This window comes from Psychrobacillus antarcticus, assembly GCF_029533155.1.
In the GTDB taxonomy this organism is placed as follows: domain Bacteria; phylum Bacillota; class Bacilli; order Bacillales_A; family Planococcaceae; genus Psychrobacillus; species Psychrobacillus antarcticus.
The window spans coordinates 17,734-40,762 of record NZ_JAIZDB010000029.1 but is presented as its reverse complement, the minus strand read 5'-3'; the positions used below and the strand labels follow the sequence as shown (position 1 = coordinate 40,762).

The 23,029-nt window shown below is 38.3% G+C and carries 27 protein-coding genes; 26 read left to right on the top strand and 1 reads right to left on the bottom strand.

The genetic code is table 11. The features are described from left to right. The first annotated feature begins 12 nt into the window (after positions 1-12). The 25 genes from LDK52_RS15135 (at position 13) to LDK52_RS15015 (ending at position 20,853) form a co-directional block, all read left to right on the top strand. The gene (locus LDK52_RS15135; RefSeq protein ID WP_277586783.1) at positions 13-558 is read left to right on the top strand and encodes a TIGR01440 family protein; all 546 of its coding nucleotides are present in this window, start codon (positions 13-15) and stop codon (positions 556-558) included. Further along, positions 555-1,814 (top strand): serine hydroxymethyltransferase, encoded by a 1,260-nt coding sequence (gene glyA, locus LDK52_RS15130; protein ID WP_277586782.1) that lies wholly within the window; start codon positions 555-557, stop codon positions 1,812-1,814. The genes LDK52_RS15135 and glyA overlap by 4 nt, the downstream gene beginning before the upstream one ends. Before the next feature lie 155 nt (positions 1,815-1,969). Next, positions 1,970-2,230 (top strand): PAS domain-containing protein, encoded by a 261-nt coding sequence (locus LDK52_RS15125; RefSeq protein ID WP_277586781.1) that lies wholly within the window; start codon positions 1,970-1,972, stop codon positions 2,228-2,230. Then, on the top strand, positions 2,223-2,582 hold the full coding sequence (locus LDK52_RS15120) for an EAL domain-containing protein (RefSeq protein WP_277586780.1): 360 nt from the start codon (positions 2,223-2,225) through the stop codon (positions 2,580-2,582). Before LDK52_RS15125 ends, LDK52_RS15120 begins: the two co-directional genes overlap by 8 nt. A gap of 73 nt (positions 2,583-2,655) precedes the next feature. Then, positions 2,656-3,285 (top strand): uracil phosphoribosyltransferase, encoded by a 630-nt coding sequence (upp, locus tag LDK52_RS15115; RefSeq protein WP_277586779.1) that lies wholly within the window; start codon positions 2,656-2,658, stop codon positions 3,283-3,285. A 737-nt stretch (positions 3,286-4,022) separates the two neighbouring features. Continuing rightward, positions 4,023-4,397, top strand: coding sequence for an ATP synthase subunit I (locus LDK52_RS15110; RefSeq protein WP_277586778.1), 375 nt, complete (start codon positions 4,023-4,025; stop codon positions 4,395-4,397). 26 nt (positions 4,398-4,423) lie between these two features. After that, positions 4,424-5,137: a F0F1 ATP synthase subunit A gene (gene atpB / locus LDK52_RS15105; RefSeq protein WP_277586777.1), complete on the top strand. Its 714-nt coding sequence runs from the start codon at positions 4,424-4,426 to the stop codon at positions 5,135-5,137. Positions 5,138-5,199: 62 nt separating this feature from the next. Beyond that, positions 5,200-5,424 carry a F0F1 ATP synthase subunit C gene (gene atpE / locus LDK52_RS15100; protein WP_277586776.1) on the top strand — a complete coding sequence of 75 codons (225 nt, stop codon included), beginning with the start codon at positions 5,200-5,202 and terminating at the stop codon, positions 5,422-5,424. Between the two features lie 118 nt (positions 5,425-5,542). After that, complete coding sequence (atpF, locus tag LDK52_RS15095; RefSeq protein ID WP_277586775.1) at positions 5,543-6,067, top strand: F0F1 ATP synthase subunit B; 525 nt, start codon at positions 5,543-5,545, stop codon at positions 6,065-6,067. Beyond that, complete coding sequence (locus tag LDK52_RS15090; RefSeq protein WP_277586774.1) at positions 6,064-6,600, top strand: F0F1 ATP synthase subunit delta; 537 nt, start codon at positions 6,064-6,066, stop codon at positions 6,598-6,600. The genes atpF and LDK52_RS15090 overlap by 4 nt, the downstream gene beginning before the upstream one ends. Before the next feature lie 28 nt (positions 6,601-6,628). Beyond that, on the top strand, positions 6,629-8,137 hold the full coding sequence (gene atpA / locus LDK52_RS15085; RefSeq protein WP_277586773.1) for a F0F1 ATP synthase subunit alpha: 1,509 nt from the start codon (positions 6,629-6,631) through the stop codon (positions 8,135-8,137). Between the two features lie 45 nt (positions 8,138-8,182). Beyond that, the gene (gene atpG / locus LDK52_RS15080; protein ID WP_277586772.1) at positions 8,183-9,043 is read left to right on the top strand and encodes an ATP synthase F1 subunit gamma; all 861 of its coding nucleotides are present in this window, start codon (positions 8,183-8,185) and stop codon (positions 9,041-9,043) included. A gap of 35 nt (positions 9,044-9,078) precedes the next feature. After that, positions 9,079-10,494 (top strand): F0F1 ATP synthase subunit beta, encoded by a 1,416-nt coding sequence (atpD, locus tag LDK52_RS15075; RefSeq protein WP_277586771.1) that lies wholly within the window; start codon positions 9,079-9,081, stop codon positions 10,492-10,494. Between the two features lie 24 nt (positions 10,495-10,518). After that, positions 10,519-10,923 (top strand): F0F1 ATP synthase subunit epsilon, encoded by a 405-nt coding sequence (locus LDK52_RS15070; protein ID WP_277586770.1) that lies wholly within the window; start codon positions 10,519-10,521, stop codon positions 10,921-10,923. Positions 10,924-11,149: 226 nt separating this feature from the next. Continuing rightward, positions 11,150-11,386 carry a DUF1146 family protein gene (locus tag LDK52_RS15065; RefSeq protein ID WP_277586769.1) on the top strand — a complete coding sequence of 79 codons (237 nt, stop codon included), beginning with the start codon at positions 11,150-11,152 and terminating at the stop codon, positions 11,384-11,386. A gap of 323 nt (positions 11,387-11,709) precedes the next feature. Next, a complete protein-coding gene (gene murA / locus LDK52_RS15060) occupies positions 11,710-13,005 on the top strand; it encodes a UDP-N-acetylglucosamine 1-carboxyvinyltransferase (protein ID WP_277586768.1) in 1,296 nt (431 codons plus the stop codon). Positions 13,006-13,957: 952 nt separating this feature from the next. Next, positions 13,958-14,899 (top strand): stage II sporulation protein D, encoded by a 942-nt coding sequence (gene spoIID / locus LDK52_RS15055; RefSeq protein ID WP_277586767.1) that lies wholly within the window; start codon positions 13,958-13,960, stop codon positions 14,897-14,899. 31 nt (positions 14,900-14,930) lie between these two features. Next, positions 14,931-15,593: a M23 family metallopeptidase gene (locus tag LDK52_RS15050; protein WP_277586766.1), complete on the top strand. Its 663-nt coding sequence runs from the start codon at positions 14,931-14,933 to the stop codon at positions 15,591-15,593. A 68-nt stretch (positions 15,594-15,661) separates the two neighbouring features. Next, on the top strand, positions 15,662-15,934 hold the full coding sequence (locus LDK52_RS15045) for a sporulation transcriptional regulator SpoIIID (RefSeq protein ID WP_211893058.1): 273 nt from the start codon (positions 15,662-15,664) through the stop codon (positions 15,932-15,934). 883 nt (positions 15,935-16,817) lie between these two features. Further along, the gene (mreB, locus tag LDK52_RS15040; RefSeq protein WP_277586765.1) at positions 16,818-17,810 is read left to right on the top strand and encodes a rod shape-determining protein; all 993 of its coding nucleotides are present in this window, start codon (positions 16,818-16,820) and stop codon (positions 17,808-17,810) included. Positions 17,811-17,877: 67 nt separating this feature from the next. Continuing rightward, entirely contained in the window at positions 17,878-18,717 is an 840-nt protein-coding gene (locus LDK52_RS15035) for a flagellar hook-basal body protein (RefSeq protein ID WP_277586764.1), read from the top strand. A 44-nt stretch (positions 18,718-18,761) separates the two neighbouring features. Next, positions 18,762-19,601, top strand: a complete 840-nt coding sequence (locus tag LDK52_RS15030; RefSeq protein WP_277586763.1) for a flagellar hook-basal body protein — start codon at positions 18,762-18,764, stop codon at positions 19,599-19,601. Positions 19,602-19,625: 24 nt separating this feature from the next. Then, positions 19,626-19,898: a DNA-directed RNA polymerase subunit beta gene (locus LDK52_RS15025; protein ID WP_277586762.1), complete on the top strand. Its 273-nt coding sequence runs from the start codon at positions 19,626-19,628 to the stop codon at positions 19,896-19,898. 26 nt (positions 19,899-19,924) lie between these two features. Continuing rightward, positions 19,925-20,365, top strand: coding sequence for a 3-hydroxyacyl-ACP dehydratase FabZ (fabZ, locus tag LDK52_RS15020; RefSeq protein WP_277586761.1), 441 nt, complete (start codon positions 19,925-19,927; stop codon positions 20,363-20,365). A gap of 152 nt (positions 20,366-20,517) precedes the next feature. Further along, positions 20,518-20,853, top strand: coding sequence for a hypothetical protein (locus LDK52_RS15015; protein WP_277586760.1), 336 nt, complete (start codon positions 20,518-20,520; stop codon positions 20,851-20,853). 1,056 nt (positions 20,854-21,909) lie between these two features. Here LDK52_RS15015 and LDK52_RS15010 read toward each other — a convergent pair. Beyond that, positions 21,910-22,338 (bottom strand): YwpF family protein, encoded by a 429-nt coding sequence (locus tag LDK52_RS15010; protein WP_277586759.1) that lies wholly within the window; start codon positions 22,336-22,338, stop codon positions 21,910-21,912. 258 nt (positions 22,339-22,596) lie between these two features. Here LDK52_RS15010 and LDK52_RS15005 point away from each other — a divergent pair, with 258 nt between their 5' ends. Further along, positions 22,597-22,992: a single-stranded DNA-binding protein gene (locus tag LDK52_RS15005; RefSeq protein ID WP_277586758.1), complete on the top strand. Its 396-nt coding sequence runs from the start codon at positions 22,597-22,599 to the stop codon at positions 22,990-22,992. Positions 22,993-23,029: the final 37 nt, after the last annotated feature.

Sequence of the window (23,029 nt, the reverse complement as noted above, 5' to 3'; positions counted from 1 at the left end):
AAGGGATTCCTGATGGAAGCAAAAAATTTATGGGTAGAACAAATCGAACAGCTTCTTATAGAAGTGGAACAGCAAATCGTATTTCGTGAAAATGATTTATTTGTCGTTGGATGTTCGACCTCAGAAATTATTGGTGAAAAAATTGGAACTGCAGGCGGATTAGAAGTTGCCGAGGTTTTATTCACCCCCTTGGAAGCATTTGCAAAGCGCAACAATATCCATCTAGCTTTTCAAGGCTGCGAACATATTAATCGCGCCATCACAATGGAAAGAAAAGCACAATTATTATATAGATTACCGGAAGTAACAGTTATTCCAGTAGTTCGTGCTGGTGGCTCTATGTCTGCATATGCATACACACATTTAAATGACCCTGTTGTAGTCGAGCATGTAAAAGCACATGCCGGCATTGATATAGGACAAACCCTAATTGGGATGCAGCTTCAACCTGTCGCTGTACCAATTCGCTTGTCCATTAAGAAAATTGGGGAAGCAATCGTACTGATTGCGAATACACGGCCTAAGCTAATTGGCGGAGAACGTGCATTTTACGGATGAATTTGGAGGAGGAACGAATAGTGGAGAAAATTTTATCACAAGATCCAGCAGTATATGAGGCAATGTTAGCGGAGAAAAAGCGTCAACAGGCAAATATCGAGTTAATCGCATCAGAAAACTTCGTATCAGAGGCTGTAATGGAAGCGCAAGGCTCTGTGCTAACCAATAAATATGCAGAAGGTTACCCTGGTAAACGTTACTATGGTGGCTGCGAGCATGTAGATGTAGTGGAAAATATTGCACGTGATCGTTTGAAAGAAATTTTTGGTGCTGAACATGCCAATGTGCAACCACATTCAGGTTCTCAAGCGAATATGGCAGTTTACATGACTGCCCTGCAACCGGGTGACACAATCCTAGGGATGAATTTATCCCACGGTGGGCATTTAACTCACGGCTCTCCTGTCAATTTTAGTGGTATTCAATATAATTTTATCGAGTATGGTGTTAACAAAGAAACGGAACTAATCGATTATGAAGAAGTTCGTGGAATCGCATTAGAGCACAAGCCGAAAATGATCGTTGCTGGAGCAAGCGCGTATTCACGTACCATTGACTTCGCAAAATTCCGTGAAATTGCAGATGAAATTGGGGCATACCTATTTGTAGATATGGCGCATATCGCAGGCTTAGTAGCTGCTGGTCTTCATCCTAACCCAGTTCCACATGCACATTTCGTAACATCTACAACACATAAAACATTACGTGGACCACGTGGTGGATTAATCTTAACGACAGAAGAATTCGCAAAGAAAATTGATAAAACCATTTTCCCAGGAATTCAAGGTGGTCCATTAATGCACGTAATCGCAGCAAAAGCAGTAGCATTTGGGGAAGCGCAAAAACCAGAATTTAAAGAGTACCAAGCACAAGTAATTGCCAACTCAAAAGCGTTAGCAGAAAGCCTTACTGAAGAAGGAATCCGTATCGTTTCTGGTGGATCAGATAACCACCTGATGTTGTTAGACGTATCTGCTCTAGGTCTAACAGGAAAAGTAGCGGAGCATGTCTTGGATGAGGTAGGAATTACAGTCAATAAAAACACAATTCCATTTGATACAGCAAGCCCATTCATCACTTCAGGTGTCCGCATTGGTACGCCAGCTGTTACGTCTCGTGGATTTAAAGAAGCAGAAATGAAAGAGATCGCATCTATCATTGCTAAGCTATTAAAAAATCACGAGAATGAAGAAGTACTAAAAGAAGCAAAAGAGAGAGTTGCAACATTAACAAACAACTTCCCATTATACGAATAAATCAGCATATAAGAGAGCCAGCTACTTAAATATCTAGTAGCTGGCTTTTTTGTACAAAGATTTTGAAAAATATTAGTCTAGCGTGTATCTCTATAATTGTTTAAAGATTATTTAAAATAGAATATTCAAAAAAGGGAAGTAGTGGTGAGTTGCCTATGAATGAAATGGATAGAGAGAATTTGTTGAATCTGTTATGTCGTATGGGTATGCAATATAAACTTGGTTTTATCATCACGAATCCTTCCAAACCAAATAATCCGATTATATTTACTAATTCGCAATTTACTGAAATCACTGGTTATACGCAAGAAGAAGTACTAGGAAGAAATTATAAATTTCTTCAGGGAGAGGATACGAACAAAGAAACAATTATTGAAATAAAGGAAAATCTAAAACAAGTCTATCGGGTTGTTTGATCTAGAGTTAGCTAAGTACAAGTTAAATGAATTAAAAGAAATTGGCATAAGTAGTTCGGTGGATGATTTTGGTATGGGATTCTCCTCTTTAAGTTATTTACACCAATTGCCTATTACAGAAATGAAGATAGATCGAAGCTTCATCCAAGAGATTCATCAGTCAGGTACTAAAACTATTGTACAAACACTCATACTACTAGCAAAAAACCTAAATCTAACAATGGTTGCAGAGGGAATAGAAACGAAAGAACAGGTAATAACACTAAATGAATTAGACTGTCCAATTGGTCAAGATTTCTATTTTTACAAACCGATGTCATTGTTACAAATAGACGCAATATTAAAAACGTAGGATTACTGTATGTATCCTTCTTTTTTTGTTATAATTAGTAGAATTTAAATAAAACATAAGGGAGCTACTTGATATGCCGAAAGTATTTGTATTTGATCACCCACTTATTCAACACAAGCTTACATATATCCGCGATGTAAAAACAGGCACAAAAGAATTTCGTGAGTTAGTAGATGAAGTTGCCACACTTATGGCGTTTGAGATCACGCGGGAAATGCCATTGGAGGAAGTAGAAGTAGAAACGCCAGTCCAACTGACAAAATCTAAAGTACTTACAGGGAAAAAAATAGGAATAGTTCCTATTTTACGCGCTGGAATAGGGATGGTTGACGGAATTCTTAAGTTAATTCCTGCTGCAAAAGTAGGACATATCGGACTTTACCGCGATCCAAAAACGTTAAAGCCAGTAGAATATTACGTGAAGCTTCCCGCAGATGTAGCAGAACGCGATTTCATATTAATAGATCCTATGTTAGCTACTGGTGGTTCAGCAATTGAAGCGGTAAACTCTTTAAAATCTCGAGGGGCAACTAGCATTAAGTTCATGTGTTTAATCGCAGCACCCGAGGGAGTAGAAGCTCTTCAACAAGCACATCCAGACGTAGATATTTATATCGCTGCTCTTGATGAGAAGCTAAATGATCACGGGTATATCGTTCCAGGTTTAGGGGATGCCGGTGACCGTTTGTTTGGTACAAAATAAAGTGAAACTTCCATCAGTGGTATTCATCCCACAATGATAGAAAAGTTGAACTCAGGTAAATAACTCCGCGTCGTGTGGTAATGTCTGAGTAACCAACATCCAGTAGGTCCGAACCAATCGGGGGATTTACAGGCTGTTTATCCCCCAACTTAAATTTCTAGATTTTCTCTCACCAAAGTTGAGGTAGGGTATTACAACCTGTTAAACCGCGATAAAAGAAGTGTTTGTAATAAAAAATGGCTAGAGCAAGTAATCCTTATGGAGATGGTGATGCTTCACAAAGGATTATTAAAATTCTAATAAACTTCCTTCAAAAAGACTAAAAGTAAATTTTGTCGATAAATTGTCGGAAATGTTAACTTACTTAGGTTTTTCTCTATAAGCAATTGACATCATTTTGCCCCTATTGTATGCTTAAAAAGGATAATCATGGTAGGGGTTTCATACTTGAAACAGTTGCCAGATTAACTTTCTACTAGATTCACAGTTTTTACTTAATAAGAAAAAATGTGAGGATTCTTTTCTACGTCATATTAGACGTCCTTTTAAAGAGAAAGCATTGTTTTCTGCGATTCTCTAACAGTTTACCGGTTCTATCTCATTCACAGAAATGTGAGTGAATGAAATATTAGAACCACCTCATTATTACTAGTAATATGTCTTCAATTTAACTTTACAGTTGCATGTCGACAATAATTGCTACCATTCGAAAATATGATTCAGGAGATTAACGATCAATGCTAGAAATGCAACGTATATTTACGAAGCAAAAGAAGTACATATTTTTTTTGCTCGCAGCTTTTGCGCTAGGTTGGGGTTTATCGGCCTATTCGACAATTTTTGCAGGCTTGGCACTCGGTTCTTTATTTGGTCTGTATAATTTCTGGATTCTAGTACGTAGAATGGAGAAATTTGATCGTGTGCTTGAAAGTGGAAAAGGACGAGCAAGTTTAGGTACAACATTTCGATTTGCATCGGGTGTTGCCGCCGTTGCAATTGCCCTTGCCCTTCCAGAGTATATCCATCTCATTAGCACCGTTATCGGATTAATGATTCCCTATGTTTTACTTGTTGTAGAACGTATTATGTTTCATTCAAAAAATCAGCAATGAGAATGTGAAAGAGAGGTGAATTAATCGTGGAACATAAAAATCCCACATTTGAACTTTTTGGGATGTACGGTAACTGGTCAAACATTTTAATGCTTGCTGTTACTACACTCATCGTATTTCTAATCGCTTTTATTGCGACTAGAAACTTAAAGATGAAGCCAACTGGTATGCAAAACTTCATGGAGTGGATTATGGACTTCGTGAAAGGAATTATTAAAAGTAACTTTGACTGGAAAACAGGCGGACGATTCCATGTTCTTGGAATAACGTTTCTAATGTTTATTGCTGTAGCAAACGTACTTGGTCTTCCATTCTCGATATCCTATGATGGAGTTCTTTGGTGGAAATCCCCGACAGCAGATCCAACAATTACCATGACACTTGCAGTGATGGTTATCATGTTATCGCACTATTACGGAATAAAGGCAAAAGGAATGAAGGGCTATGCAGTAGATACATACTTAAAGCCGATGCCGTTTTTATTTCCATTAAAAATTATCGAGGAATTCGCAAATACGTTGACACTTGGTCTTCGTCTTTACGGTAATATCTATGCAGGTGAGGTTCTTTTAGGACTTATCGCAGGTTTAGCAACATCCTCAGCATTTGGCTTTGTTGGAGCAATTATTCCAGCAATGGCATGGCAAGGATTCTCCCTATTTATCGGTGGTATCCAAGCATTCATTTTCGTTATGTTAACAATGGTTTATATGTCACACAAAGTGTCAACAGACCATTAATATAACTGTTTAGATTCTTAAACAGAAAAAATAAGTACAACATTCCAAGGAGGAAATAAACAATGACAGGTTCAGTAGGATTATTAGCAGCAGCTATAGCAATCGGTTTAGGTGCACTTGGTGCAGGTATTGGTAACGGATTAATCGTTTCAAAAACAGTAGAAGGTATCGCTCGTCAACCAGAAGCACGTGGAGCTTTACAAACAGTTATGTTCATCGGGGTAGCATTAGTTGAGGCGATTCCAATTATCGCTGCAGTTATCGCTTTCATCGTATTAAACAAATAAAAAATTATAATGGCGGAAACATTTCCGTCATTCTCTTTATGTATGAATATGGACGAATACATTTAATAGATTATAGAAGTACTACCTCTTAATAACGTTTGAAAGGAGTGAAACAATCGTGTCTTTTGATTACCTTGTACTTGGTGCTAGTGGCCAGGATGGGCTGAATATTTGGGATAGTTTAGCTACATTATTCTTCTTCATCCTACTTATGGCTTTATTGAAGAAAGTAGCTTGGGGTCCACTTATGGGGATTATGACTCAACGTGAAGAGTTAATCGCTAGTGAAATCGCAGCAGCTGAAAATAGCCGTGGAGAATCTGAGCGTTTACTTGAAGAACAACGTGACTTACTTAAAGAAGCACGTACGGTAGCTTTAGCGATTGTAGAAAATGCGAAAAAGCAAGGCGATGCATCTCGTGAGGAAATTATCACAATTGCACGTTCTGAAGCTATCCGTTTGAAAGAATCTGCTATCCGTGAAATTGATACAGAAAAAGAAAGAGCGATTGCAGCGGTACGAGAAGAAGTAGTTTCACTTTCAGTACTTGCAGCGTCGAAAGTTCTTGAAAAAGAAATTTCGGAAGAAGATAATCGTGCGTTAATCGAGGCGACGATTGCGAAGGCAGGCGAAGTTAATTGAGTAATTTAACTCTAGCAAAGCGTTACGCAATCTCTTTGTTCGATTTAGCAACAGAAAAAAATGAAGTACAAGCAGTCGAAAATGATTTACGTGAACTTAAAATTGTTTGGAATGGTATCAAAGATGTGAAGACTTTATTCACTTCTCCAAAGTTATCTATAAACAAGAAAAAAGAGTTAATCCGTCAAATTTTTGCTAATGCTAACCCAATCGTCATTAATACACTTTTAGTGCTTATTGATAAGAATAGATTAGCGGATGTATCTGACATTATTTCAGAATTTATGATCCTTTCGAATGAAGCGCAAGGTGTTGCTGAAGCAAAGGTATATACTACACGTCCATTGACAGAGGAAGAACGTACAAACATTTCATCTGTATTTGCTAAAAACGTTGGTAAACAATCTTTAAATATCCAAAACATTGTAGATCCATCTATTATTGGTGGTATACGTATTCAAATCGGAAACCGCATTTACGATAGCACTCTAATCACAAAATTAGATCGCTTAAAACGTAATTTGATCGGTTAATATTATGAAATTATGAGAGGTGACATACATGAGCATCAAAGCTGAAGAAATCAGTGTCTTGATTAAGCAGCAGATTGAGAATTATGAATCTGAGATGAAAGTTAGCGACGTCGGTACAGTTATCAAAATTGGTGACGGTATCGCCCTTGCTCATGGTCTCGACAACGTCATGGCCGGAGAACTTTTAGAATTCTCAACTGGTGTATTAGGTATGGCACAAAACTTGGAAGCAAATAACGTTGGTATTGTTATCCTTGGACCATACACAGACATCAAAGAAGGCGATGAAGTACGTCGAACTGGCCGTATTATGGAAGTTCCTGTTGGTAAAGAATTGATTGGTCGCGTTGTCAATCCACTTGGCCAACCAGTTGACGGACTAGGTCCTATCGCAACTACAAAATCTCGTCCAATCGAAAGTCCTGCACAAGGGGTTATGGCACGTAAATCCGTACATGAGCCACTTCAAACAGGTATTAAAGCGATTGATGCACTTGTACCAATCGGACGTGGTCAACGTGAGTTAATCATCGGTGACCGTCAAACAGGTAAAACTTCTGTTGCGATTGATGCAATTCTTAACCAAGCAGACCAAGATATGATTTGTATCTACGTTGCAATTGGTCAAAAAGAGTCGACTGTTCGTAACGTAGTTGAAACACTTCGTAAAAAAGGTGCTTTAGAATACACAATCGTTGTAACTGCATCTGCGTCACAACCAGCTCCATTATTATACTTAGCTCCTTATGCTGGTGTAACAATGGCAGAAGAATTCATGTTCGATGGTAAGCATGTCTTGATCGTTTATGATGATCTATCTAAACAAGCAGCTGCATACCGTGAGCTTTCATTACTTCTTCGTCGTCCTCCAGGCCGTGAAGCATATCCAGGGGATGTATTCTATCTTCACAGTCGTTTACTTGAACGCGCTGCGAAGTTAAATGAAACACTTGGAGCAGGTTCAATCACTGCATTACCGTTCGTTGAAACACAAGCTGGAGATATCTCTGCTTATATTCCAACAAACGTAATTTCTATTACAGATGGTCAAATCTTCTTACAATCTGATTTATTCTTCTCGGGCGTACGTCCAGCAATTAACGCTGGTTTATCGGTATCTCGTGTAGGTGGATCAGCTCAAATAAAAGCAATGAAAAAAGTTGCGGGTACACTTCGTCTTGACTTAGCGTCATTCCGTGAACTAGAAGCATTCTCACAATTTGGATCAGATCTTGACGTAATTACTCAAGGGAAACTTAACCGTGGTGCTCGTACAGTTGAAGTATTAAAACAAGGCTTGAACAGTCCTATTAAAGTAGAAAAACAAGTACTTATTTTATACGCTCTAACTCGTGGACATTTAGATGATATTCCAGTAAAAGATATTGTTCGTTTTGAAGCTGAACTATATAGCTGGATCGATTCAAACCACACAAACGTTTTAGATCACATTCGTACGACTAAAGATCTACCTTCAGAAGAAGACTTAACAAGTGCACTTACTGCATTCAAAAAGACTTTCGCTAAATCTGAATAATTCTTATGTCCTAGTGAAAAAAAACGATAAGGTGGTGAAATACCAGTGGCATCATTACGCGATGTAAAAAATAAAATTGCGTCAACAAAGAAAACAAGTCAGATTACAAAAGCCATGCAAATGGTTTCTTCTTCTAAATTCAGACGTGCAGAGACAAATGCAAAAGCATACATTCCTTACATGGATAAAGTTCAAGAAGTAGTAGCTGCAATTGCATCAGGAACAAATGATAGTGGACATCCAATGTTAACTACTCGTCCTGTGAAAAAAACAGCATATCTTGTCTTCACTGCAGATCGTGGTTTAGCTGGCGCATATAACAGTAATATAATTCGTGCTGTATCTACTGCAATAGCAAAACGACATGCTTCTAAAGATGAATATGTTATTTTAGCAGTTGGTCGTATGGGACGTGACTTCTTCGTAAAACGTGGTTCAAATGTAATCGGGGAAATAGTTGGTTTACCAGATCAGCCAGTTTTTTCCGATATTAAAGAAATAGCGCGAAAAGCTGTTGGTATGTTCACTGATGGTACATATGATGAACTTTATATGTACTATAACCACTTTGTCAGTGCCATTTCTAATGAGGTAACTGAGAAAAAGGTATTGCCGCTTACGGATATTGCAGTAAAAAGAGACACAAGCGCTTCTTATGAATTTGAGCCTTCTGCTGAAGCAATTCTAGAAGTGTTACTTCCACAATATGCGGAAAGTCTTATTTTTGGTGCATTACTCGACGGTAAGGCAAGTGAACATTCAGCTCGTATGAATGCAATGAAGAGCGCGACAGATAATGCAGCTGACATGATTAGCGGTTTAACTTTAGTTTATAACCGAGCACGTCAAGCAGCGATTACGCAAGAAATTACCGAAATTGTCGGCGGTGCATCCGCTTTAGAATAGTCGGAGATAGAAAAGTAAGACAGGAGGGAACAGTAGTGAACAAAGGACAAGTATTACAAGTAATGGGTCCAGTTGTTGACGTTAAGTTTGACAACGGGCAATTACCAGCTATTTATAATGCAATAACAGTAGCAATTGAACGTCCAAACGAAGCGCCTACTACGTTAACGCTAGAAGTAGCTTTACACTTAGGGGATGATTCTGTTCGTACAATTGCTATGTCATCCACAGATGGCCTTAAGCGTGGTACAGAAGTAACAGATACTGGTAAAGCAATTTCTGTTCCAGTTGGTAATTTAACATTAGGACGTGTTTTCAACGTACTTGGTGAAATTATTGACTTAGGAGAAGAAATTCCAGTAACTGAACGTCGTGACCCAATTCACCGTTTAGCTCCAACATTTGAACATCTTTCAACTGAAATTGAAATTCTTGAAACAGGTATTAAAGTAGTAGATCTTCTAGCACCTTATATTAAAGGTGGTAAAATCGGTCTATTCGGTGGTGCCGGTGTAGGGAAAACAGTTCTTATTCAAGAACTTATTCATAACATTGCTCAAGAACACGGTGGTATTTCGGTATTCGCTGGTGTTGGTGAGCGTACACGTGAAGGAAATGACTTATTCCATGAGATGAGCGATTCCGGCGTTATTAAGAAAACAGCAATGGTATTCGGTCAAATGAACGAACCACCAGGTGCACGTATGCGTGTAGCATTATCTGGTCTTACAATGGCTGAGTATTTCCGTGATGAACAAGGTGCAGACGTACTTCTATTCATCGATAATATCTTCCGTTTCACACAAGCTGGTTCTGAGGTTTCAGCTCTTTTAGGTCGTATGCCTTCTGCTGCTGGTTACCAACCAACACTTGCTACTGAAATGGGTCAATTACAAGAGCGTATTACGTCAACAAATACTGGTTCTGTAACATCTATCCAAGCGATATATGTACCAGCCGATGACTATACGGATCCAGCTCCTGCAACAACGTTTGCTCACTTAGATTCAACAACAAACTTAGAACGTAAATTATCTGAGATGGGTATTTACCCAGCTGTGGATCCTTTAGCTTCTTCCTCTCGTGGTCTTACTCCAGAAATCGTTGGACAAGAGCATTATGATGTTGCACGTAAAGTGCAATATACATTACAACGCTACAGAGAGCTTCAAGATATCATTGCAATCTTAGGTATGGATGAATTAGGAGACGAAGACAAGTTAACGGTTAACCGTGCTCGTCGTATTCAGTTCTACCTATCTCAAAATTTCCACGTTGCAGAGCAGTTCACTGGTCAAAAAGGTTCATACGTTCCAGTTAAAGAAACAGTTCAAGGATTTAAAGAAATTCTTGAAGGAAAGCATGATCATCTTCCAGAAGATGCTTTCCGTTTAGTTGGACGCATTGAAGATGTTATTGCAAAAGCTAAAGGCTTGGGCGTTGAAGTATAATAAATCGGACCAGGAGGTAAAAATATGAAGACACTTAAAGTCAATATTATCACTCCCTACGGCCCGGTATACGATTCTGAAGTAGACATGATCATCGCTAATACAGCAGCTGGTGAAATCGGTATTTTACCTGGACATATTCCAATGGTTGCGCCACTTGTAGTTGGTGCAGTTAAGTTAAAAAAAGATGGAAAAACAGAGTACGTAGCACTAACTGGTGGATTTGTTGAAGTTCGTCCTGAAAAGGTATCAATTTTAACTCAATCTGCCGAGGTTGCTTCAAATATCGATTTAGCTCGTGCTAAAGAAGCGTTGAAACGTGCAGAAGAACGAATTCAAAGTAAGCAAGACTCGGTTGATTCTAGCCGTGCTGAACTTGCATTGAAACGTGCGATGAATCGTATCAACGTTCATGAGGGTAATTTTTAAGCGAATTCTAGAATCTTAAAGCCTCTTGTGAAGCCAGATGTTTTGTAAGGTTCTAGTATGGATTAGTTACTTGATAGAGGTCAGTTAGCCTATGAGAAGTTTGGTGTCTCAGGTTAACCTTCTTACATAATTCTGAGCTGAAGCCTAGGCGAATTTGATTTAAATGGAGCGGGCAGAATGAATTCTGTCTGCTCTTTTACTATTGCCTAAAATCGGAGGACTATAAATGGGATTATTAAGTAGTGAACAAGCACTAATTGCTATTCTAGCAAATATCTTTTTTATTGGTATAGCTTTCTATGCGTTACAGGCATTAATGACAGATAAAATAATAAAGAAAAATCATGTATTTCAAGCACAATTATTTTATATATTAACTAGTATTGTGATTGGTTCCATTGTCGCAAACTTCTTCTTGAATTTAACAAGTTGGTCAAATCAACTTCCATTTTTATTCGAGTAGAGTACATAGATCCTATATGCTCATGCAAATGAAGGGAAAGTTTGTATGAGCATGTAGAATCTTCACGTATTTCCTGGGAAATTTTTTTGAAAACAGGTTTACTCTTTTGTACTATGGGTATTTTAAAATTATCTACACGAAAAGGCTGGGTAATACGTATAATAGAACAAGAAAAATAATGGATAAAGTCAAAAATAGTGTTTTAGATGCTTGTATGTAGTCGAATTACATTGTATGATGAACATTGTTTTAAATACCGAAAATTAACATCATATGTATTCTTTTATATAAAGCAAATGGATAATGAACGCGGAGGGAAAGTAGTGGACAAAATTATTGTTAAAGGTGGCCAAACGTTAAATGGCACGGTACGAGTAGAAGGAGCAAAAAATGCAGTACTACCAGTATTAGCTGCAGCTCTACTTGCGACTAAAGGCAAAAACGTAATTAAAGATGTACCGACACTTGCAGATGTTCTGACAATAAATGAAGTATTGAAAAGTTTAAATACAGAGGTTATTTATAATCCGGAAAAGAATGAAGTAATCATTGATTCACAAAAGGAACTATCTAGTGAAGCCCAATTTGAGTATGTGCGTAAAATGCGTGCTTCTATACTTGTAATGGGTCCGATTTTAGCTCGAAATGGATTTGCTCGTGTAGCTCTTCCAGGTGGTTGTGCAATAGGATCACGTCCGATTGATCAGCATTTAAAAGGTTTCGAAGCAATGGGTGCAGTAATATCCTTTGGACATGGATTTGTTGAAGCAACGATAGATGGACGTCTACAAGGTGCCAAAATTTATTTGGATGTTCCAAGCGTAGGCGCAACAGAAAATATTATGACTGCTGCAGCATTAGCAGATGGTACAACAATTATCGAAAATGCAGCGAAAGAACCAGAAATTGTCGATTTAGCTAACTTCATCAATGAAATGGGTGGAAGAGTTAAAGGTGCAGGAACCGACACTATTCGCATTGAAGGTGTGATAGAACTTCATGGCACAGAACACCATATCATCCCGGATCGCATTGAAGCTGGAACATTTATGGTAGCTGCCGCAATTACAAAAGGTGACGTACTAATTGAAAATGCAGTACCAGAACATATGACAGCGCTTATTTCTAAAATGCAAGAAATGGGCATTGAAATTACTGAAGAAGAACAAGGTATTCGTGTACGCTCTGAAGGTAATCTAAAATCAGTTGATATCAAAACAATGCCACACCCAGGTTTCCCAACAGACATGCAATCCCAAATGATGGCATTAATGATGACTGCCCAAGGAACTGGTATTATAACTGAAACAGTATTTGAAAATCGCTTCATGCATGTGGAAGAATTCCGCAGAATGAATGGTAACTTAAAAATCGAAGGACGTTCTGTCATTATGGAGTCCCCATCCGACCTTCAAGGCTCAGAAGTTGCAGCAACCGACCTTAGAGCGGCAGCGGCACTTATTCTTGCAGGATTAGTCGCGGAGGGAATCACACGAGTTACAGAACTCTATCACCTCGATAGAGGGTATGTCGATTTTGATAAAAAATTGGCAGCATTAGGCGCAGATATCGAGCGCATCGGCACCGAGTCTGCTGAGAGAGAAGTACAATTAGTATAATTTATATGTATAGCACTACACATTTATACTTGTGTAGTGCTATTTTTGTGTGTTTGTTTATGAGAGGCTCACAGGAAGTGTTGGATTGCTCTCGGATAGGTGGAATTCTCTCTCGTATAGCAAGAGTACTCTCGTATAGCGTGGATTCTCTCTCGAATAGCGGCGGATTGCTCTCGGATAGGATGAATTCTCTCTCGTATAGCAAGAGTACTCTCGAATAGCGGCGGATTGCTCTCGGATAGGATGAATTCTCTCTCGTATAGCAAGAGTACTCTCGAATAGCGGCGGATTGCTCTCGGATAGAATGAATTCTCTCTAGTATAGCAAGAGTACTCTCGTATAGCGTGGATTCTCTCTCGAATAGCGGCGGATTGCTCTCGTATAGGTTGAATTCACTCTCGTATAGCAAGAGTACTCTCGTATAGCGCCGGATTGCTCTCGTATAGGATGAATTCACTCTCGTATAGCAAGAGTACTCTCGTATAGCGTGGATTCTCTCTCGAATAGCGGCGGATTGCTCTCGGATAGGATGAATTCTCTCTCGCATAGCAAGAGTACTCTCGTATAGCGTGGATTATTTCTCGAATAGCGGCGGTTCGCTCTCGGATAGGATGAATTCTCTCTCGTATAGTAAGAGTACTCTCGTATAGCGTGGATTCTTTCTCGAATAGCGGCGGTTCGCTCTCGGATAGGATGAATTCTCTCTCGTATAGTAAGAGTACTCTCGTATAGGTTGAATTCACTCTCGTATAGCGTGGATTCTCTCTCTCATAGCAAGAGTACTCTCGTATAGCCTGGATTCTCTTTCACATAGCACCGAACTGTTCTTAAAGTAGAATCTCTTATTTAATTTTAAAGCTATGTTTTTACGTTTTCTTATCAATCAAAATTTTACTAGTTTTATCTCCTAATAAAAATCATCTATCCCATCACACGCGCATATAGTATCTCTATGAAACAAAACATACTCTTTATAACCTTATGCTTAGCCCTCTTGTTTTTGCCCTTTTTATTAATAAAAGAAAAACCACATGAAGAAACAGTACCAGCACCAACATCGGAACTCGAAATTGCTTGTCCAATACTAATCGAAGTGAAAGGGGTTAAGGAGAAGATTCCTCTAGAAAGTTATGTGCTTGGAGTTGTCGCCGGAGAAATGCCGGTTACGTTTCATGAAGAGGCATTAAAGGCACAATCTATTGCGGCAAGGACATATGTACTAAGAGATACGAATTATGGACAAGTACCAATAGATCGAACAGTATTGAAACAAGTCTATGTTAGTGAGGAAGATCGTCAGAAAAAGTGGGGGTCCTCCTTCCATCAGTATGAGGACAAACTTGAGAAGGTTATCGCGATGACAGAAGGAGAAATTATTGTCTACAAAGATCAACTGATTACAGCGATGTTCTTTTCTTCCAGCAACGGCCAAACGGAAAGTGCGGAAAATTATAGTGGCAATGTGATTCCTTACTTAGTGTCTGTACCAAGTAAGTCGGAGGAATTGTATGCACAAAATAGGTCGAAGCAGTTTGAGTTCACACACGCAGAATGGTCGAAAGCTTTTAATATGAAATGGACTTCAACTATACCTAAAACTTTTCAAATAACAAAAACGGATACGGACCGAGTAAAATCAGTCCATATGAATGGGAAGTCATGGGCAGGCCGAGAAGTTCGAACACTACTAGGTCTACCATCTACCGATTTCACCATAACGTTTCAATCTGATAAAGTAGTAGTTGAAACGGTTGGATACGGGCATGGGGTAGGGATGAGCCAGTACGGTGCAGAGGTTCTCGCCAATGATTCTGTGTTGGCAGCAGACATTTTACTGCATTACTATAAAGGTACAGAAATAAAAAAATTCTCACCATGTTTAAAATCTCCTTAATTTGCAAACAATGCAATTAGAGGTGATGAAAATGAGAGAAGAACAAAAGAACAATACTTCTCAGAAGAAAAATAATACCCCGAAAAAGCCGTGGTTTTGGCCACTAATTTATGCAGGTTTTTCGGTAGCTTTTGTAGGAATGATTTGGGGGTACAATGTGTATGTCAGCGATGATTCAGCAACGGATTCAAAATGGACAGATGCAAGTAAAGACCCTGACTCAGTAACGATTGAAACAAATGCCAAAGCAGAATCGTTGAAATACCCTTTTAAAGAGGCTCTGCTAGATAATGTGGAAATCGTTCAGCACTATTACGATATGGAAGCAGATGAGTCGATTCGTGAAAAGGCGATACTTGTATTCGATCATAGTTATGTAATGAATACAGGCGTATCGCTATCTATTAATAGTGAGCCATTTGAAGTAGTTGCAGCACTTAGTGGAAAAGTAGAAGAAGTCAATTTAGATCCATTTTCTGGAGATGAAATCGTCTTGTCACATGCAAATGGTATGGTAACCAAATATCGCTCTGTCACTGGTATTCTAGTAAAAGAGGGAGACGTTGTAGAACAAGGAGACTCCCTGGCAATGACAACAGACAATGAATGGAATCCATCTGCGGGTAACCATTTACAGTTTGAAGTATTGCAAGATGGTGTTTTAGTAAATCCAGAGACCAAGCTAGCATTTTAATTCATAAAAACTAAGACGTATGCATAAATTGATGGAAAGTGTTCCTTTACTAACGAAAGGAAGAGTAAGTGCACGAAACGATTCGTCATAGATGCATACGTTTAGGTGAAATGGTCATTGAGACTAAAAAAACTGTCCGTGCTATCGCAAGCACAACCGGTCATTCCAAGAGCACTGTGCATAAGGATTTGACGGAAAGACTCCATTTAGTAGACCCGCAACTGGCAAAAGAGGTAAAAGAAATTTTAGCGTATCATAAATCGGTCAGGCATCTACGAGGTGGAGAAGCGACGAAAAGAAAGTGGAAAACGAAAAAAGAAGATAGAAGAGGTCGTGATTAGTAATTGATCACGGCTTTTTCTTATTATTTCAGAAGTTACAAACCAGGAATTTTAAAGAATTGGTTTTATCTAGTAATAATACTGATTTGCTTTCCATGTAAAGGAACAGAGGTTAAGATCGCCACCTCGTGTGGCAACGCCTTTATGACCAACATACTGTTGACCACCGCCGAAATAGAGACCTTTTACTACGATTAATAAAGGAAGTAGTACCCAATGACTAGACTTAGCATACCCTATCGCTTTGATGATAAAAGTAGTGGAAGTTAATATAGTGATGTAACGTATGTTGAATAATGGATACTATTTTCTAATGAAGGATAAAGAAAGTAAATCTGCTTTTATGCTAGTGGAAATAAAGAGAAATAATAAGTAATTACTAAATAAAGAAGCAGAATAGCGAACGAAATTGTATCTTGGAAAGCTCCCTCTACGAATAGGAAGGTATTTTTTCTAGTTATCCCAAAATGCACTCCCCTGTTTCTAAGAGTTGTAGGAAGGCGACCGGATAGACAACCAGCATCACTAAAAATTCACTCGGTAATCATATAGCAAAACGTTTGTTCAAAGCTCTTCGAAAAGGATAGAAATAGGTTTTACCTTAAAGCACCTGACATGTCTTTTGTTTAATTGTTCTTATATTATTCAATGTTGCATAGTGATGTACCCTCAGCAACTGGCTCATATACCTATATACTTCCAAAATCAATACTACTTAGCAGAATAAATGATTATTTAGAACTACTTTACATGCCATTTTTTCACAAATTTTATTGTTAAATAAAGTGTATTTCTAGTAAAACTATGATAAAATTTAAAGTTAGAGACGTATCGAAAAATATACATACATAATGGGTTTAGCAGGGAAGGAGAAACATCAGTAATGTTTGCGAAGGATATAGGAATTGATTTAGGTACAGCAAATGTATTAATACATGTCAAAGGAAAAGGGATCGTTTTAAACGAACCCTCAGTCGTTGCTATAGATAGAAATACCAAAAAGGTACTTGCAGTTGGGGAAGAAGCAAGACAAATGGTCGGGAGAACTCCAGGGAACATTGTAGCAATTCGACCACTTAAAGATGGTGTCATTGCTGATTTTGATATAACCGAAGCAATGTTAAAGCATTTTATCAATAAATTAAATGTAAAAGGATTTTTATCAAAGCCCCGCATTTTAATCTGCTGCCCTACCAATATTACGAGTGTAGAACAAAAGGCAATACGCGAAGCAGCGGAGAAGTCTGGTGGAAAGAAAATCTATTTAGAAGAAGAGCCAAAAGTAGCCGCAATCGGTGCTGGAATGGATATTTTCCAACCGAGTGGTAACATGGTTGTTGATATTGGTGGAGGTACAACAGATGTTGCAGTACTTTCCATGGGAGATATTGTAACGAGTGAATCCATTAAAATTGCTGGAGATGTTTTTGACAATGACATTCTTCAATATATTAAAAAAGAATATAAGCTTTTAATAGGTGAACGTACTGCTGAAAATATAAAAATTTCGATAGGAACTGTTTTTCCTAATAGTCGTCACGAAGAGATGGATATTCGTGGGCGCGATATGGTCACTGGTCTTCCAAGAACGATAACCATTAGATCGGAAGAAATTGAAAAAGCCTTGAAAGAATCTGTTTCAGGTATTGTACAAGCTGCAAAGAATGTGCTAGAAAGAACACCACCTGAGCTCTCTGCAGATATTATTGATCGCGGAGTTATCATAACAGGAGGTGGGGCACTTTTACACGGTATGGACCACTTGTTAATGGAAGAACTAAAAGTACCAGTATTCGTAGCAGAGAACCCAATGGATTGTGTCGCTATAGGAACAGGAATCATGTTAGATAATATTGACAAAATATCAAGAAGATAATTGTAAATTGTCTGCGGAGCAATAAAATAATGCCCGTATACTTAGTTTGCAGAGTGGAGGCTATCTTATGTTTCGCGGATTTAATACAGTTGCATCAGGAATGATTGCACAACAACGTAGAACAGAGCTACTAACAAATAATATGGCAAATGCAAATACACCAGGATTCAAAGCAGATCAATCGACGATCCGCTCTTTCCCAGATATGCTCATGTCCAGACTAGGACCTACTAAAATTCCTACAAAGGATCCTATAAGCGGGAAATATGCTGCTGAAGTTGGTGCAATTAGTACGGGTGTCTACATGCAAGAAACAATGGCATTAATGACCCAGGGACAACTCATTCAAACAGATTTAAATACAGATATAGCATTAATCGATGGTTCAATCCCAGTCGATGAAGAAACAGGGCAAACAGGAGCAGTATTTTTTCGTTTGCAGCATCCAACTGAAGGGGAAGCATACACTCGAAATGCGAATTTCACGCTAGATAGTTCAGGATTCTTAACCAATCCTCAAGGTCTATATGTACTAGATTCTGAAGGGCAAACGATTCAGCTGCAAAATGATGATTTTCAAGTAGATTCAAGTGGTCAAATATTTGTAGACAATGCTGCAGTAGCCCAAATTGGAGTATCATTTTCTGAGCAGCCTAATACATTGGTGAAGCAGGATAACGGTTTATTTCAAACAATAGACGGTACCGACCTACCATCTGCATATAATATAGATGCAGTTACTTTTTCAATGCAACAAGGTTATATTGAAGGTTCAAATGTGGACACAGCTAGAACAATGACAGATATGTTAACGGCGTATCGTGCATTTGAAGCAAACCAAAAAGTACTGCAAGCATATGATCGAAGTATGGACAAAGCTGTTAACGAAGTAGGCCGTGTGAATTAATAAAGCTAATACAATCCTTTAACCATGAAAAGAGGTAGGCTTAAATGCTACGCACGATGATTACAGCGACTAATACGATGTCGCAACTACAAAGTCAAATAGATATTATTGGGAATAATCTTTCCAATACGGGTACGCATGGCTACAAAGCGAAGGATGCAAAATTCCAGGAATTATTATATCAACAATTCAATAATGATAAATTGGATAGAGTAGAACGTGATTCTCCTACAGGTATTCGCTATGGTGTTGGAGCAGCACTTGCACAGACGCAAATGAACTGGAAGCAAGGCAGTCTACAATCTACAGACCGTGATTTAGATTTTGCTTTTCAAGAGCCAAAGCAATATTTTAACGTGCTTATGCCAGATGGTGAAGATGGACAACAAACAGTTTATACTCGTCAAGGTGCCTTTTATGTTTCACCAATGGAAAATGGAGCGCTTATGCTAGTAAACAGTGATGGATATCCAGTGGCAGATGCAGGAGGACAAGCCATTACTATTCCTGATGGAGTTACAGGTTTTAGTGTAAATGAAACCGGAATGCTAACGGCAACATATCCTGACGGTACTACTCAGCAACGTGAATTAGCAGTTTCTGTGCTACAAAAGCCAAATGCGATGGAGCATTTATCTTCCACATATATTGGCATGCCAGATAACCTAGCAGAATTAGGCTTAAACGCAGAAGATATTATGATAGATCTACAAGATGCAGGTCGTGGTGAAATAGCAATGGCAAATGGGATGTTAGAGTTGTCTAATGTGGATACATCTAAAGAGATGACAGACCTAATGACTGCTCAACGTTCTTATCAGTTCAATGCCCGTTCGATTACAATTGCGGACCAAATGATGGGACTTATAAATGGTATTAGATAATTATTTGTGTAAGGAGTTGTGTTTATGACAGAAGAAAGTAAAATTTCTGCTAGACAACAGCGAAGATTAGAAAAAGAACAAGAAAAGGCACATGAACAAGTCAAATCAACAACCAAATGGGTCCAAATCCGCATGTTCCCTATATGGTTGCGTATACTACTCGTGTTCCTATTCTTTGCTGGAGCGGCTATGGCAGGTCTTATAGTTGGCTATGGCATACTTGGTGATGGAGAACCAAAGGATGCGTTAATATGGGATACATACCAGCATATGATTGATATTAAAGATGGAAAATAATTACCGCCCATTTGGAGGATGATTTAATGTTAACAACAGAGCAAGTTCAAGCAATTTTACCTCATCGTTATCCATTTCTTATGATAGATAAAATTCTAGAAGTAGAAGAAGGAAAACGCGCAGTAGGATTAAAAAATGTAACGATTAACGAAGAATTCTTTCAAGGTCATTTTCCAGGATATCCAGTAATGCCCGGAGTACTAATCGTAGAAGCACTTGCTCAAGTAGGAGCAGTTGCAGTCCTTCAAATGCCAGAGAATAAAGGAAGACTCGCATTCTTTGCTGGAATTGATAATTGTCGATTTAAACGACAAGTGAAGCCAGGAGACCAATTAAAACTAGAAGTTGAATTGACAAAACTTCGCGGTTCAATGGGAAAAGGTCGCGGAATCGCTACAGTAGATGGAGAATTAGTATGTGAGGCAGATATACTATTTGCTCTAGGACCAATAGTCGAAAACAACTAGTAATAGTGTTTCACTTTTATTTCAACTTATACTATAAATTATATCTTGCAAAAACAGGCATTAATGCCATTGGATAGTTCCTTTTTTCTTGGATAACCTATCGTAAGTCACAAATAAGTGATGACGATATCTAAGAAAGGAGGAATTTTTTTATGTGGAAAAAAGCCGTTCCTGCTGTAGCTTTATGTTCAATTTTATTAGTTGGGTGCAATAACAATGGTGCTGTCCCTAAAAACAATGAAACCCCAATGCAGGATGTGCGAGAAGATATAAATACACCATCGCCGAACACAAATAACGGGATGAATAACAATGGGAATGGAACACTAGACAATGGAAACGTCAACGATGGAATCAATAATAATGGTGCTGGTGTAATGGATGGAACAGAAAATGTACCAAATGACGGTAAATTGATTGAAGAACCAATCACAGAGCGCGATAATAATGACGAGGTAATAAATAATAACACGAATAATATTAAATAATTTGTGAATAAAGCAAAAAAGATGCTGGCTCCTAAATCTAATTTAGGGTCAGCATCTTTTTTACAAGATAAGAAAGTATATAAAAATACAGCATGAACATTGGTTTTACAGAACTTTAAAGAATGAATAATACTACTGATTTCCGTTACATGTGGACGCTTTCCGTGGGCACGGCTTCAATCTCCTCGGGCCAACAGGATGTTGGTCACGAAGGCGTTGCTATCGCGATGTGGCGCTCTTAGCCTTTGTCCCTTTCAAACGTTCCTGCGGGGCTTTCAGCTCGTGCTGTTCCCACAGGAGTCGCCACATTTCACTCCAATCAATTAAGTGAGTAGTACTCCACGATAAGATTGACCATAGCCTCTCGCTTAGATGATAAGAGTAGTCCAAGTTAATGTAAGGATAAAATCGTCTTTTTAATGAGGGATACTATTTTGCAAGGAGGGAGGAAGAAAGAGGATTTCCTCTAATCTAGTGGAATTAAAGAGAAGTAGTAAGTGATCCCTAAATAAAGAAGCGAACGAGCGAACGAAATTGCATCTTCGTGAGCCTTCTCTATTGGTAGTATCGTATCTTTTCTCTAGTTATCCAAAAACGAACTAACTTGTTTCTAAAAGTTATAGGAGGACGACGGACAGTTGAAAGCCATAAGAATACCGAGAAAAAAGAGGCTGGTCGTGACGTCAGTCACGACCAGCCTCTTTAAAAAATCAAACGGTAATCATATAGCAAAACGTCTGTCCAAAGCCCTTTGAAAACGATAGAAACAGGTTTTGACTTTCAAGGACCGGTCGTTTTTTTGCCTGGTTTTTCTTATATGCCCAGACTAATAAAGGGGAAATATTCCATTAAGCAAGTAAATGCCACCTGAAAGCGAGTAAACATACATAGAGCGCAAGTAACAGAACGAGTTGAGCAAGTAAATTTACCAGTACCGCTAGTAAACGTCACGCCAACGCCACTAAACAGTATTCTACGTCCAATTATCAACAAAAAATCCCCGTAGAAATTCACAGGGATATCAGCAATAGTATGGGTTCCGTTCAATACTTCAAACTACTCATTTTTCTTTAAGGCAGGTCGCATTTTCATATCATTTTCAAATTTAGCAAGTAAATCTTCACCAGTCAAACCATCTTCGATTAGTTCTGCTAGCAATGACTCGGCATACTTTCTTCTTACCCGTTTTAATGTACCTTTGAGCAGCACAGAGAGATGATCGCCTATTTTTTTAACAGAATAGGTGACAACTTCAAAATGAGCAGGTTCGTTTTCTGGATAAGAGATAATAACTTTTACATCATATACTTCATTAGACATTTTTAATTCAGTAAAATAATTTTCATAGTTTTGATCTGTAAATAGTTCTAATACCCAAGAACGGCTAGAATTTTCCTGGTTAATCACTATACCATCCTCAATTGTAATTGGAACCTCAACATTGTCCGAAATAACACTCACTGAAATCATTTTGAAAGTTTTCATGCACAAATCCCCTTTGGAAAAGCATTAATTAGTTTCCATTATAGCATAGTGATTTAGGTGGAAAAAATAATAGTACGAACTACTAAAATAGCATTATTGAAAATGTGAAAAGGGTAATATAAAAGGATTTAAGATGAAAGCAGGTTTCAGGAATTCAATTTTGTGCCAGAAAATAGCTTGGAAATTGAATTGCTGGCTTTTGCCAACAATTTATACGGTCGGTATGCTAAGACTTATGAAAGGTAAGGAGGTGACAGATTGAACACTGTTTCAATAATCGGACGTATGACGAAATCTCCACAATTAAAGCAATTGTCTGAAGGGAGAATGCAAACGAATTTTGTAGTCGCGGTGAATAGAAGCTATAAAACAGATGAAGCGGATTTTGTGTTATGTACAATTTGGGGGAAGCTCGCTGAAACGACCGTCAAATATTGTGGTAAAGGGTCTCTTGTCGGGATAACAGGCAGACTTAATACAAGGTCTTATGAGAAGGAAGAGGGAGCAAGGATATTCGTTACAGAAATAGTTGTGGAAGACATCCGATTTTTAGTAACAAAGAAACGAGACGAGGAACCAACACAATCGTCAATTAAGAATAATGAGAGTGATTTTGAATTTCCAGTAACACCACCAAACCAACTACCAGTTTAATGATTGAAAAGACCGCAATCTTATTCAATGATTATCA